A 13,306-nucleotide genomic window follows, 5' to 3' on the forward strand; every position below is an offset into this window, starting at 1 on the left:
GGAACTTTACGAGAGTTCGCGGCCCGATCAGTGCCCCCCATGCCGCACGGCAGGCTCGATTTGCCGATGATCATCTCGGTGGCGTACTCGGGACGCCGAAAATCAGCCAGGGACCGGATGCGTAGATCATCCGCTTTGAGTATTTTTAATGACCATGAACACCTCCGGCCTCTACCGCGGCGTCACCGGCTTCGCCCACTCCGCGCCCACCTGGGTGCAGTCGGCGTTCCAGGCCTGGACGGCGTACGGGCTCCTGCTCTTCGGCGTGCTCTTCACGGCCGTCTGGTGGCGCTCGCGCGGCCGGGGCGGCCCCCGCCCGGTGGCGCTCGCCGTCCTCGCGCCGTCGGCCACCGCCGCCGCCTACGCGACCTCGGAGGTCGTGAAGAACACCGTGGACGAGGAGCGGCCCTGCCGCGCGCTCGCCGGCGCCGCCGCCTCGCTGGTCCCGTGCCCGGCGTCCGGCGACTGGTCCTTCCCCAGCAACCACGCGGTCATCGCGGGCGCCGCCGCCGTGGCCCTGGCCATGGCCGTACCCCGGCTCGCGCTGCTGACCGTCCCGCTCGCGCTGCTGATGGCCTTCTCCCGCGTGTTCGTGGGCGTGCACTACCCACACGACGTGGCGTGGGGCCTGCTGCTGGGCGGTGCGGTGGCGGCGCTCCTCGTCCTCGCACTCACGGGGCCGGTCAGCGCGGTCATCGCCTCCGTGCGGGCGAGGGGGCCCCGCGCCGTTGTCTGGTTCACGGGCCCGTAGGTCCGAAACGTGCCAGGATGCCGTCTGCCATGACTGCATCTCCCGTACCCCCCGCCACCGAGTCCCCCGACGCCTCCCCCTCCTCCCACGCGCTGCACTCCCCCGTCATCGCGTGGTTCGAGGAGCACGCCCGCGACCTGCCTTGGCGCCGCCCCGAGGCCGGCCCCTGGGGGGTCATGGTCAGCGAGTTCATGCTCCAGCAGACCCCCGTCAGCCGAGTCCTGCCGGTCTACGAGCAGTGGCTCGCCCGCTGGCCCCGCCCCGCCGACCTGGCCGCCGAGACCCCCGGTGAGGCCGTACGGGCCTGGGGGCGCCTCGGCTACCCCCGCCGGGCCCTGCGGCTGCACGGCGCGGCCGTCGCGATAACGGAGCGGCACGGCGGCGACGTACCGAGGGAGCACGCGCAGCTCCTCTCGCTGCCCGGGATCGGGGAGTACACGGCGGCCGCCGTGGCCTCCTTCGCGTACGGGCAGCGGCACGCCGTCCTCGACACCAACGTCCGGCGGGTCTTCGCGCGCACCGCCGCCGGCGTCGAGTACCCGCCGAACGCCACCACCGCCGCCGAGCGGCGCCTGGCCCGGGCCCTGCTGCCCGAGGACGAGCACACCGCGGCCCGCTGGGCGGCGGCCTCGATGGAGCTCGGCGCGCTGGTGTGCACCGCCAAGAGCCCGGACTGCGCCCGCTGCCCCGTGGCCGGGCTGTGCGCGTGGCGCCTCGCCGGGAAACCGGCGCACGAGGGACCGCCGCGCCGCGGGCAGACGTACGCCGGGACCGACCGGCAGGTGCGCGGCAGGCTCCTCGCGGTGCTCCGGGAGGCGGTGGGGGCCGTTCCGCAAGCCGTGCTCGACACGGTCTGGGACGAGCCGGTGCAGCGGGCCCGTGCGCTGGACGGGCTGGTCTCCGACGGCCTCGTGGAACCGCTCGACGGAGGCTTCTACCGGCTCCCGCAGAGCACACCGCAGAGCTCGGCCCGGATCGCACCCCAAAGCCCGTCGCACAGCTGATCGCACTGCTGATCGCGGAGCCGATCGCGCGGACGGCCGGCGCACGGCCCGGTGACCGCCGGGCCGCGTCCCGGGTTACGCCTCCGCGACGACTCGTCAACCGCTCGTAGTCGACCTTGGAACTGACGCCCTGATTCCGCTTTTCGCCGCTAAACCCCAGCTCACGACACTGTTACACAACCTATGGGTGTCCGTGCGCCCACCGAAGGCTGGCCCGCACAGGCCCGTGACAACCCCTCCGTACCTTCAGATCCGTAAGGCAGGGGATGAACGGGTGGACGGTAGCGGAGGCGGTCTGAGATGGCGCACGGCGAGGTACTCGAATTCGAGGAGTACGTACGCACCCGGCAGGACGCGCTGCTGCGCAGTGCCCGGCGCCTGGTCCCGGACCCGACCGACGCGCAGGACCTCCTGCAGACCGCCCTCGTGCGCACCTACGGCCGCTGGGACGGCATCGCCGACAAGTCCCTCGCCGACGCCTACCTCCGCCGGGTCATGATCAACACGCGCACCGAGTGGTGGCGCGCCCGCAAGCTCGAAGAGGTCCCCACCGAGCAGCTCCCGGACGCCTCCGTCGAGGACGGCTCCGACCAGCGCGCCGACCGCGCCCTGCTCATGGACATCCTCAAGGTGCTCGCGCCCAAGCAGCGCAGCGTGGTCGTGCTGCGACACTGGGAGCAGATGAGCACCGAGGAGACGGCCGCGGCGCTCGGGATGTCGGCGGGAACCGTGAAGAGCACTCTGCACCGCGCGCTGGCCCGCCTCCGGCAGGAACTGGAGAGCCGGGACTTGGACATGCGGGCGCTGGAGCGCGGTGACCACACCAGCCGGCACGAGGGGCGTGAGCGGTGCGCGGCCTGAACGGCCAAGGTCCGAACGGCAGGAGCTCTCCCCTGGCCGGCGCCGCCAGAGGCCCCCTGGTACTGATGTCGGCGGGGACGGTCGTCCTCGTCGGCGTCGCCGTGTTCGCGGTCGGCTGCGCCACCGGCGGCACCGGTCTGCGCGACGGCGGCCCCGCCCGCAGCAGCGAGGCCGTGGCCAGGGCCACCCCGAACGCCCCCTCGCCCGACGCCTCCTCGGCCTCCTCCTCCGGCGCCGCCCTCAAGAAGGTCGACCCGGTGGCGCTGCTCAAGGCGGACCCCAAGGTCAGCTCCGAGATCAAGCGGGACCTCAAGCCCTGCACGGGCAAGGAGTACCCGGTGGACGTGAGCTACGGGAAGGTCACCGGCAGCCCCGTCGTCGACGTCGTCATCAACGTCCTGTCCTGTGCCGACGCCCTGGGCCGCGGCAGCTTCGTGTACCGAGCGGACGGCGCGAAGTACGAGAATGTGTTCTCGGACGAGCAGCCACCCGTCTACGCGGAGATCGACCGGGGCGACCTGGTGGTCACGAAGCAGGTCTACGGAAAGAGCGACGCGCTCGCCTATCCGTCGGGCGAGGACGTGATCACGTACCGCTGGAACGGGGAGAAGTTCACCGAGCAGGACCGAGTGCACTCGGAGTACAGCAACGTGGCCGACGACGGGGTGCAGCCCGCCCCGGCCACGAGTCAAAAGAACTGAGCACAGCAGAGAAGAACTGAGGCGAGGCTTCCGCATGGCCGAGACCCATGTCCTGTTCGTGGAGGACGACGACGTCATCCGTGAGGCCACGACCCTGGCGCTGGAGCGCGACGGGTTCGTGGTCACCGCCATGCCCGACGGCCTGTCCGGCCTGGAGTCCTTCCGCGCCGACCGCCCCGACATCGCGCTGCTCGACGTGATGGTCCCGGGCATGGACGGCGTGAGCCTGTGCCGCCGCATCCGCGACGAGTCCACCGTCCCCGTGATCATGCTGTCGGCGCGCGCCGACTCCATCGACGTGGTGCTGGGCCTGGAGGCGGGCGCCGACGACTACGTCACCAAGCCCTTCGACGGCTCCGTGCTCGTCGCCCGGATCCGGGCCGTGCTGCGCCGCTTCGACCATTCGAGCGGGCCGCGCAACGGCGGACCGGGCGCGGCGGGCGCCGCCGACAGCGGTCCGGACGCGGAGCGCGGGGTGCTCTCCTTCGGTGACCTGGAGGTGGACACCGAGGGCATGGAGGTGCGCAAGGCGGGCGCCGCCGTGGCGCTGACGCCGACCGAGATGCGGCTGCTGCTGGAGTTCTCCTCCTCGCCGGGCACCGTACTGTCGCGCGACCGCCTGCTGGAGCGGGTCTGGGACTACGACTGGGGCGGTGACACCCGCGTCGTCGACGTCCACGTCCAGCGGCTGCGCACCAAGATCGGGCAGGACCGGATCGAGACGGTCCGAGGCTTCGGATACAAGCTCAAAGCATGAGACGGTTCACCCTGCGCACGGGGATCCGCTGGAAGATCACGCTCGCCATCGCCGCCGTGGGCGCCCTCGTGACGGTCGCGCTGAGCCTGGTCGTGCACAACGCTGCCCGCGTGTCGATGCTGGAGAGCGCCCGCGAGGTGCAGCTGGACCGCGTGCAGTTCATCTCCCGCAACGCCGAGGCCGGGCGCAAGCCGCCCATGGGCGCCAAGCTCAACGACCCGGAGCTGCCCGCCGAGCTGCGGCGCAAGGTGCAGTCGGGGCGGCGCGGTACGTACATCCAGGAGCCGGCGCACGGGCGGCCCGAGGTGTGGGCCGCCGTGCCGCTCGGGAACGGGCAGGTGCTCTCGCTGCACACGCAGTTCCAGAGGAACACCGATCTGATCCCCGACCTGGACCGCGCCCTGCTCGTCGGCGGCCTCGCCGCCGTGATCGGCGGTTCGGCGCTCGGCGTGCTCATCGGCGGGCAGATCTCCAGCAGGCTGCGCAAGGCGGCGGCCGCCGCACGGCGGGTGGCGCACGGCGATCCCGACGTACGGGTGCGGGACGCGGTCGGTGGCGTCGTACGCGATGAGACGGACGACCTCGCGCGGGCCGTGGACGCCATGGCCGACGCCCTCCAGCAGCGGCTCGAAGCCGAGCGGCGGGTGACTGCGGACATCGCGCACGAGCTGCGCACGCCGGTGACGGGCCTGCTCACGGCGGCGGAGCTGCTGCCTCCGGGGCGGCCGACCGAGCTGGTGCGGGACCGGGCGCAGGCCCTGCGCGCGCTGGTCGAGGACGTACTGGAGGTGGCCCGGCTGGACAGCGCGTCCGAGCGGGCGGAGCTCCAGGACGTGGCCCTGGGCGAGTTCGTGAGCCGGCGCGTGACCTCGCTGATGCCGGAGGCGACCGTGCGGGTCGTGGCGGACGAGATAGTCAGCACCGACCCGCGGCGCCTGGAGCGGATCCTGGGGAACCTGCTGGCCAATGCCGCGCGGTACGGCCGGCCGCCGGTCCAGGTCGACGTCGAGGGCCGGGTCGTACGGGTCCGGGACCACGGGCCGGGCTTCCCGGAGGCGCTTCTGCGCGAGGGGCCGAGCCGGTTCCGGACCGGGTCGACGGACCGCGCGGGCGTGGGCCACGGGCTGGGGCTGACGATCGCGGAGGGCCAGGCGCGGGTCCTGGGCGCCCGGCTGACCTTCCGCAACGTGGCGGCTCCGGGCGGCATCGACCGCGAGGGAGCGGCGGCGGGCGCGGTGGCGGTGCTGTGGCTGCCGGAGCACGCGCCGACGGCCACGGGCAGCTTCCCGGTGATCAAGCTGCCGCAGGGCTGAGGGGTCCGGTCCGGGGGCCGCAGCGGACCCGCCGCGGACCCGCCCTGGCATGCGGGGCCGGTACCGGGCGGTTCGGTCCGGCGGGTCGTGTTTTAGCATCCGTGGCATGACCGACGCCGTGAACCCCCCGAGCAACCCGCAGCCCGAGCCCGCTCCCGGGAGCGGCGGATACGGGTTCCCGCCGGGACCGCCCGCACAGGGCGGCGGCTACGGCTTCCCGCCCGGCCCGTCCGCACAGGGCTCCGGCCAGGGCGGCTACGGCTACCCGTCGGGCGGCGCCGGCTACGGCTACCCGCAGCCCGGCCAGCAGCCGAACCCGTACCAGCAGGCCTCCGCAGGCCAGTGGCCCCCGACCCAGGCGGACCTCCCCACCCAGGACGCCCACCCGGCCCTGTCGCCGACCCCGCAGCCGGACTGGGAGGCCATGGCAGACCGGTCGGCCGCCGAGCGGCGCAAGAAGCGGCTGTGGATGCTGGGCGGAGGGGTGACCGTACTGGCGCTGCTGGCCGGCGGCGGAACCTTCTTCCTGCTCGGCCAGAACGGCGACGACTCCGGCGGGGCCGACGCCCAGCCCTCGGCGACCGCCGAACCGGAGCCCGGCGGTTCGAAGTCCCCCGCGGCGTACACCGCCACCGTCGAGGGTGACGCGACGCTGCTGCGCGACAGCTACGGCAAGACCGGCATCCGGCTGGGCCCCGACTTGCAGGTCGGCCCGCTGGGCAAGCGGTTCCAGATCGTGGGGAAGGGCACAGGGAACTCCTACGCCCAGTCCGCCGAGCCGGTCGTGGACGTGACCAAGAGCTTCACGCTCACGGCGCGCGTCTACAGCTCGGGGACCAAGGGCTCGCGGATCGCGATCAGCCAGGGCGACGGGGAGTCGTTCTCCTTCGAGCTCGGCGTGAACGAGGTGAACGGCAAGCAGGCCTGGATCTTCCGCGTGCAGACCGGCGACAAGGGCGCCGCGGCGACCACGAGGACCGTCACCGCCGAGGGCGTCACCGTGCTCAAGACGCCCACCATGCTGATGGCCACCTACGACGCCGAGAAGAAGAACATCGCCCTCTACGTGGAGGGCAAGAAGGCCGGCGAGACCCCCGTGCCGCCCATCTGGCAGGCACCGGGCCCGCTCCAGCTGGGCCGTTCCAAGCACCACAACATCTGGACCGGCCCCTGGCAGGGCGCCCTGCACAACATCAAGATCTACGACACGGCCTTCACGCCGGAGCAGGCCGCCGCCTACAAGGAGGGCAAGCTCGGCCCGGAGACGAAGCCGGCCCACGCCTGGCTGCTCACCTGACCCGGCCGGCTCGGGCGGGTCAGGCGGACAGGCGCAGGACGCACAGGGCGGGTCAGATGGTGACGCCGACCTTGCGCAGGAAGGCCACCGGGTTCACGGCCGAGCCGTAGTTCGGGGTGGTCCGGATCTCGAAGTGCAGGTGCGGGCCGCTGGAGTTGCCGGTGTTGCCCGACAGGGCGATCCGCTGCTCGACGGCGACCTTCTGGCCGATCCTGACCTGGATCCGCGAGAGGTGCGCGTACTGCGAGTACGTGTTGTTGGCGTGCTTGATCACGATGGCGTTGCCGTACGCCGGACCGTCGCCGCCACCGTTCGGGCCCGCCTTGACGACGACGCCGGCGGCCGCGGCCTTGACCGGGGTGCCGACGGGGACGGCGAAGTCCTGGCCGGAGTGCTTGTGCGACCACATGCTGCCGCCCTTGCCGAAGGTCGCCGACAGCGTGTACTTGTCGAGCGGCTTGTCCCACAGGCCGCTCTTCGCGGAGGCGGCCTTGTCGGCGGTGACGACGGCCTGAGCGGCCTTCGGCGCGGTGTCGGCGAACGCGGCGGTCGTGCCCGCCCCGAGGGCCAGCGCCGCACCGAGAGCGGTGGCGCCGACGGCGAGACGGGTAGGACGGGTGCTGACGCGCTTCGCGGACATGAAGCAGACCTCCGGGGCCGGGAACGAGGACGGGTCACGCCCGACAGGGCATGAAGCGACCCGGCACGATGCGGCGTGTGCCGGGTTGGCCCACCTTTGGTAACCCGAGGTCCCTGACTTCCCCAAATGTCCCGGTTACTACCGGAGCTCGTAGTCGGGGCCGTGTGACGTGGCCCGTTGACGGCTCCCGCCCGTGGACCCAGGCAGGCCCTCCCCCGCCGCTGAACCCATTGGATCTACGAAACCACCTAGTACGTCCGATTTGCCCTGTGCGGCTTGTCACCGGTTCAGGACCTTCGCCCCGCCGATCCGGGACCATCGGCGGGCAACCGCAACTACGCTCCCGTCGTGGACGCATCGGTGGTGGGGATCCGGCTGGCGTCGGGGGTCGTGGCCCCTCTCGTCAAGAAGCTCTTCCAGGGAGAGGGGGCGGGCGCGGGCCTGGTGGACCGGCCCCTGCGCATCTCCTCCTACCTGGCCCGGCGCGAGAAGCGCGACCTCGACGCCGCGGACCTCGACAAGCTCGCCGGCCACCTGGTCCGGGAGGCCTTACGGGCCCCCGGCGAACGGCCCCTCCCGCCCTGCGAGGAGGCCGGCGTGTCGGCCGCCCTCGCCGCGACCCTGCACGCGCTGGGCGACCTCACCCTCTCCGACGTGGAGGCCGTCAGCCTCGGACCGAGGGCCTTCGCCCGCAGGCTCCGGGCCGCGGCCCCCCAGACCGGGCTCTCCCGGGACGCCGAACTCTTCCACGCCCGCCTGGTCGACCTGGCCTGCCTGCACATCCTGAACTTCTTCACCCAGCGCTCCACCTTCGTCGCGGCGACCCTCGTCGAACAGTCCCGGCTGCACGCCGAGACCATCGCCAAGGTGGACGAGCTGCTGACCCGGATCCCCCGCCAGGACGCCCGCGACAGCGCCTTCGAGACCCGCTACCTCTCCTACCTGGCCCACCGCCACCGCACGCTCACCATCTTCGGCCTGGACCTGGCCCCCGGCTCCGCCCGCTGGCCGCTGGACGCGGCGTACGTGAGCCTGGAGGTCGCCGGACCGCCGCCGCCCACCCCCTGGGGCCCGGGGCCCGACGGGAGCGCCGCCCCCCGCGTCCTGCCCGCCGAGCAACTCCTCACCGAGCACCGGCGGGCCCTGCTGCGCGGCGAGGCCGGATCGGGGAAGACCACCCTGATCCAGTGGCTGGCCGTCTCCGCCGCCCGCGAACCGGGCGGACCCGTCCCGTTCGTCCTGCCCCTGCGCACCCTCACCCGGCACGGCGAGCGACTGCCCGCGCCCCGCGACTTCCTCGCCGGCTCCCCCCTGGCCGGCGAAGCCCCCGAAGGCTGGGAGGGCCGCGTCCTGCGCGACGGCCGCGCCCTGCTGCTGGTCGACGGCATCGACGAGATCCCGGAGGCCGAGCGGGGCCCCGCCCGGGACTGGCTGGCCGACCTGATCACCGCCTTCCCCGGCAACCGCTGGCTGGTCACCTCCCGCCCTTCGGCCGTCCGGCACGACTGGCTCGCCGACGTCGAGTTCTCCGAGGTGACCCTGGCCCCGATGAGCCGGGCCCACGTACGGGCCTTCATCGAACGCTGGCACGCCGCCGCCGACCACGCCCCGCCGGAGTACCGGGAGCAGCTGCTGAACGCCGTGCGCAGCAAGCCGGACCTGGCCCGGCTGGCCACCAACCCGCTGCTGTGCGGGCTCATCTGCGCCCTGCACCGCGAGCGCCGGGGCTTCCTGCCCTCGGGCCGCAAGGAGCTGTACTCGGCGGCCCTGTCGATGCTGCTGGACCGGCGCGACCGCGAGCGCCTGCTGCGGCTGCCGTACCTGGCCGAGGAGCCCCAGCTCCAGCTGCTCCAGCGGCTCGCGTACTGGCTGATCCGCAACGGGCGCACCGAGATGGACCGCACCCGGGCCGAGGCCCTCATCGCGGACGCGCTGCCCTCCGTACCGGCCGCCCGCGCCCTGGGGGACGCGCCGGCCGTGTTCCGGCACTTCCTGGAGCGCACCGGCCTGCTGCGGGCCCCCACGGTCGACACCGTCGAGTTCGTCCACCGCACCTTCCAGGACTTCCTGGGCGCGCGGGCGGCCCTGGACGAGGGCGGCCTCGGGGAGCTGACCCGGCACGCCGAGGACGACCAGTGGGAGGACGTCATCCGCATGGCGGTGGCCCAGGGCCGCCCCCGGGACCGCGCCGAGATCATGAACGACCTGCTGAAACGGGGAGAGGGATCGCCGCGTGCGGCGCTCCTCGCCTACGCCTGCCTGGAGGAGGCGGCCGAGCTGGACTCCCGGCTGCGGGAGGAGGTCACGACGGCTGCCCGTGCGCTCGTCCCCCCGAGGGACAACGAGGCGGCCACGTCTCTGGCCCGGGTCGGCCCCCTGATCCTGGAGGTGCTGCCGGGCCCGGACGACCTCGACGACGAGGCCCCCGCCGCGTACACGATCATCGCTGCGGCGGGCACCGGTTCCGACGAGGCGCTCCCCTTCCTGGCCCGGTACGCCGTTCACCCTTCGGAACCGGCGCGGGAGCTGCTGGCCGGGTTCTGGAGCCGCTTCGACCTCGCGCGGTACGCCGAGGAGGTGATCGCCCCCCTGGACCCGGCCCCCGAGCGGCTCATCGTCACCTCGGACGACCAGCTCCTGGCCCTGTCCGGGTTCACCGGCCCGCCCGGTCTGATCATCGGCCGGCACGTGTCCCGCGCGGCCCTGTCCGCCTTCCTGCGCCGCTTCCCCGTGTCGGCGCTGTCCCTGCTCCACTTCGCCGGCGGGGCCGACGTGGAGTTCCTGCGGGGCCACGGTTCGCTGCGACGGCTGAGCATCGATGCCTGGCCCGAGCTGGAGGACCTGAGCGGGCTGTACGGGCTGCCCCTGGAGGAGGTCACCCTGTCCCCGGGCCGCCGTCCGGACCTCGGACCGGCCACGGCTTCCTGGCCCCGGCTGCGCAGCCTCACCCTGGCCGGGGACCACGCCCCGTGGTCCTTCCACTGTGTGGACCCCTCGGCGCCCCTGGAGGAGATCGAGCTCCAGCACGCCCCCGGCGACCTCGCGGGCCTGGGTCGGCTGCGCACCCTGCGCCGCCTGCAGCTCGGCCACGCGTGGCGCCCCGTCGCACCGGCCGCCTGGTACGAGCTCTCCCTGCTCATGCACCTCCAGGAGCTCGCCCTGCCGGCCGAGACGCTGGGCGGCCTCGTGCGGTGCCCCGGCCTGTTCTCGCTCCAGGAGGTGTACGTGTACCCGTACGAGGAGGTCGATCCCGCCGTCGAGGAGCGGCTGCGCAGCCGCTTCCCCGGGGTGGCCCTGTTGGAGCTGCAGGAGGAGTCCCAGCCATGACGAAGGGGCGGCCCGGAACCTCGTGGGTTCCGGGCCGCCCCTTCGTACCGCTCTGGATCAGCGCCTAGCGCTTACGCACCCTTGGAGAGGTCCGGGCCGGAGCCCGTGGCCTCGATCGGGGGCAGGTCCGGCAGGGCCGACTTCTCCTCGCCGCGGAAGGTGAACTTGGCCTCTTCGCCCTCACCCTCCTTGCCGACGACCACGATGTGACCGGGGCGCAGCTCGCCGAAGAGGATCTTCTCCGACAGGATGTCCTCGATCTCGCGCTGGATGGTCCGGCGCAGCGGCCGGGCACCCAGGATCGGGTCGTAGCCCCGCTTGGCGAGCAGGAGCTTCGCGTCACCGCTCAGCTCGATGCCCATGTCGCGGTCCTTGAGGCGCTCGTCGACCTTGGCGATCATCAGGTCGACGATCTGGATGATGTCTTCCTCGGTGAGCTGGTGGAAGACGACCGTGTCGTCGACACGGTTGAGGAACTCGGGCCGGAAGTGCTGCTTGAGCTCTTCGTTGACCTTCGCCTTCATCCGGTCGTATCCGGTCTTGGTGTCGCCCTGCGCCGCGAAGCCCAGGTTGAACCCCTTCGAGATGTCCCGGGTACCCAGGTTGGTCGTCATGATGATGACCGTGTTCTTGAAGTCCACGACCCGGCCCTGGGAGTCGGTCAGGCGACCGTCCTCCAGGATCTGGAGAAGGGAATTGAAGATATCCGGGTGGGCCTTCTCGACCTCGTCGAAGAGGACGACGGAGAACGGCTTGCGGCGCACCTTCTCGGTGAGCTGGCCGCCCTCTTCGTAGCCCACGTAGCCGGGGGGCGAACCGAAGAGACGGGAAACCGTGTGCTTCTCGCTGAACTCCGACATGTCGAGGGAGATCAGCGCGTCCTCGTCGCCGAAGAGGAATTCGGCGAGCGTCTTGGAGAGCTCGGTCTTACCGACACCGGACGGACCGGCGAAGATGAACGAGCCACCCGGGCGCTTCGGGTCCTTCAGACCCGCACGGGTACGGCGGATCGCCTGGGAGAGCGCCTTGATGGCGTCCTTCTGGCCGATGACCCGGCGGTGGAGCTCGTCCTCCATGCGGAGCAGTCGCGAGGACTCCTCCTCGGTGAGCTTGAAGACGGGAATGCCGGTCGCGGTCGCGAGGACTTCGGCGATGAGCTCGCCGTCGACCTCGGCGACGACGTCCATGTCGCCGGCCTTCCATTCCTTCTCGCGCTTGGTCTTCGCCGCCAGCAGCTGCTTCTCCTTGTCGCGGAGGGAAGCTGCCTTCTCGAAGTCCTGGGAGTCGATGGCCGACTCCTTGTCGCGGCGCACGCCCGCGATCTTCTCGTCGAACTCGCGGAGGTCCGGCGGCGCGGTCATCCGACGGATGCGCATCCGGGAGCCGGCCTCGTCGATCAGGTCGATCGCCTTGTCCGGGAGGAAGCGGTCCGAGATGTACCGGTCCGCCAGCGTCGCCGCCTGGACGAGGGCCTCGTCCGTGATGGAGACGCGGTGGTGGGCCTCGTAGCGGTCGCGCAGGCCCTTGAGGATCTCGATCGTGTGGGGGAGGGAAGGCTCCGCCACCTGGATCGGCTGGAAGCGGCGCTCAAGGGCCGCGTCCTTCTCGAGGTGCTTGCGGTACTCGTCCAGCGTGGTGGCACCGATGGTCTGGAGCTCACCACGGGCCAGCATGGGCTTGAGGATGCTGGCGGCGTCGATCGCGCCCTCGGCGGCGCCCGCACCCACGAGGGTGTGGAGCTCGTCGATGAACAGGATGATGTCGCCGCGGGTGCGGATCTCCTTGAGGACCTTCTTCAGGCGCTCCTCGAAGTCACCGCGGTAGCGGGAACCGGCGACCAGGGCACCGAGGTCAAGCGTGTAGAGGTGCTTGTCCTTGAGGGTCTCGGGGACCTCGCCCTTGACGATCGCCTGGGCCAGGCCCTCGACGACGGCGGTCTTGCCGACGCCGGGCTCGCCGATGAGGACCGGGTTGTTCTTGGTGCGGCGGGACAGCACCTGCATGACCCGCTCGATCTCCTTCTCGCGCCCGATGACCGGGTCGAGCTTGGATTCGCGGGCCGCCTGGGTGAGGTTGCGGCCGAACTGGTCCAGGACGAGCGAGGTCGAGGGCGTGCCCTCGGCCGGGCCGCCGGCCGTGGCCGACTCCTTGCCCCCGCCGGTGTAGCCGGAGAGCAGCTGGATGACCTGCTGCCGGACTCGGTTGAGATCGGCGCCCAGCTTCACGAGGACCTGGGCGGCGACGCCCTCGCCCTCGCGGATCAGGCCGAGCAGGATGTGCTCGGTGCCGATGTAGTTGTGGCCGAGCTGGAGGGCCTCTCGGAGCGAAAGCTCCAGGACCTTCTTCGCCCGCGGGGTGAAGGGGATGTGGCCGGACGGGGCCTGCTGCCCCTGACCGATGATCTCCTCAACCTGCTGGCGAACAGCCTCGAGCGAAATCCCGAGGCTCTCCAGGGCCTTAGCGGCGACACCCTCACCCTCGTGGATCAAGCCCAGGAGGATGTGCTCGGTGCCGATGTAGTTGTGGTTGAGCATCCGGGCTTCTTCCTGAGCCAGGACGACAACCCGCCGCGCGCGGTCGGTGAACCTCTCGAACATCGTTTATCGCTCCTCAGAGCGGTCGGGCAGTTCGGGGTCGGTCCCCGCCCTGTCCTTC

At 72.0% G+C, this 13,306-nt stretch carries 10 protein-coding genes; 8 read left to right on the plus strand and 2 right to left on the minus strand.

Annotation, left to right across the window (positions count from 1 at the left end; all coding sequences use genetic code 11):
* Window positions 1-148: 148 nt before the first annotated feature.
* From AC07DU_RS21115 to AC07DU_RS21145, 7 genes are all read left to right on the plus strand, one after another.
* Window positions 149-751, plus strand: a complete 603-nt coding sequence (locus AC07DU_RS21115; RefSeq protein WP_479112875.1) for a phosphatase PAP2 family protein — start codon at window positions 149-151, stop codon at window positions 749-751.
* 29 nt (window positions 752-780) lie between these two features.
* Window positions 781-1,755 carry an HhH-GPD family protein gene (locus tag AC07DU_RS21120; RefSeq protein WP_479112877.1) on the plus strand — a complete coding sequence of 325 codons (975 nt, stop codon included), beginning with the start codon at window positions 781-783 and terminating at the stop codon, window positions 1,753-1,755.
* 300 nt (window positions 1,756-2,055) lie between these two features.
* Entirely contained in the window at window positions 2,056-2,616 is a 561-nt protein-coding gene (locus tag AC07DU_RS21125; protein WP_360894841.1) for a SigE family RNA polymerase sigma factor, read from the plus strand.
* A 65-nt stretch (window positions 2,617-2,681) separates the two neighbouring features.
* Complete coding sequence (locus AC07DU_RS21130) at window positions 2,682-3,317, plus strand: hypothetical protein (protein ID WP_360894844.1); 636 nt, start codon at window positions 2,682-2,684, stop codon at window positions 3,315-3,317.
* Window positions 3,318-3,351: 34 nt separating this feature from the next.
* The gene (cseB, locus tag AC07DU_RS21135) at window positions 3,352-4,074 is read left to right on the plus strand and encodes a two-component system response regulator CseB (protein ID WP_360894847.1); all 723 of its coding nucleotides are present in this window, start codon (window positions 3,352-3,354) and stop codon (window positions 4,072-4,074) included.
* On the plus strand, window positions 4,071-5,387 hold the full coding sequence (cseC, locus tag AC07DU_RS21140) for a two-component system sensor histidine kinase CseC (protein ID WP_360894851.1): 1,317 nt from the start codon (window positions 4,071-4,073) through the stop codon (window positions 5,385-5,387). The genes cseB and cseC overlap by 4 nt, the downstream gene beginning before the upstream one ends.
* Window positions 5,388-5,493: 106 nt before the next feature.
* Entirely contained in the window at window positions 5,494-6,684 is a 1,191-nt protein-coding gene (locus AC07DU_RS21145) for a LamG-like jellyroll fold domain-containing protein (protein ID WP_479112879.1), read from the plus strand.
* Between the two features lie 52 nt (window positions 6,685-6,736).
* Here AC07DU_RS21145 and AC07DU_RS21150 read toward each other — a convergent pair whose 3' ends face one another.
* On the minus strand, window positions 6,737-7,324 hold the full coding sequence (locus AC07DU_RS21150) for a M23 family metallopeptidase (protein WP_479112881.1): 588 nt from the start codon (window positions 7,322-7,324) through the stop codon (window positions 6,737-6,739).
* 348 nt (window positions 7,325-7,672) lie between these two features.
* Here AC07DU_RS21150 and AC07DU_RS21155 point away from each other — a divergent pair, with 348 nt between their 5' ends.
* The gene (locus tag AC07DU_RS21155; RefSeq protein ID WP_479112883.1) at window positions 7,673-10,651 is read left to right on the plus strand and encodes an NACHT domain-containing protein; all 2,979 of its coding nucleotides are present in this window, start codon (window positions 7,673-7,675) and stop codon (window positions 10,649-10,651) included.
* A 71-nt stretch (window positions 10,652-10,722) separates the two neighbouring features.
* Here the strand turns inward: AC07DU_RS21155 and AC07DU_RS21160 are convergent, their stop codons facing one another.
* Window positions 10,723-13,248 (minus strand): ATP-dependent Clp protease ATP-binding subunit, encoded by a 2,526-nt coding sequence (locus AC07DU_RS21160; protein ID WP_266603452.1) that lies wholly within the window; start codon window positions 13,246-13,248, stop codon window positions 10,723-10,725.
* Window positions 13,249-13,306: the final 58 nt, after the last annotated feature.

The organism is Streptomyces sp. NPDC045695 (genome assembly GCF_056432025.1).

Excerpts from the sequence above, each read along its gene's own strand:
- AC07DU_RS21130 (WP_360894844.1), top strand. The coding sequence starts at position 2,682 with ATGTCGGCGGGGACGGTCGTCCTCGTCGGCGTCGCCGTGTTCGCGGTC.
- cseC (WP_360894851.1), top strand. The coding sequence starts at position 4,071 with ATGAGACGGTTCACCCTGCGCACGGGGATCCGCTGGAAGATCACGCTC.
- AC07DU_RS21115 (WP_479112875.1), top strand. The coding sequence starts at position 149 with ATGACCATGAACACCTCCGGCCTCTACCGCGGCGTCACCGGCTTCGCC.
- cseB (WP_360894847.1), top strand. The coding sequence starts at position 3,352 with ATGGCCGAGACCCATGTCCTGTTCGTGGAGGACGACGACGTCATCCGT.
- AC07DU_RS21160 (WP_266603452.1), bottom strand. The coding sequence starts at position 13,248 with ATGTTCGAGAGGTTCACCGACCGCGCGCGGCGGGTTGTCGTCCTGGCT.
- AC07DU_RS21145 (WP_479112879.1), top strand. The coding sequence starts at position 5,494 with ATGACCGACGCCGTGAACCCCCCGAGCAACCCGCAGCCCGAGCCCGCT.
- AC07DU_RS21120 (WP_479112877.1), top strand. The coding sequence starts at position 781 with ATGACTGCATCTCCCGTACCCCCCGCCACCGAGTCCCCCGACGCCTCC.
- AC07DU_RS21150 (WP_479112881.1), bottom strand. The coding sequence starts at position 7,324 with ATGTCCGCGAAGCGCGTCAGCACCCGTCCTACCCGTCTCGCCGTCGGC.
- AC07DU_RS21125 (WP_360894841.1), top strand. The coding sequence starts at position 2,056 with ATGGCGCACGGCGAGGTACTCGAATTCGAGGAGTACGTACGCACCCGG.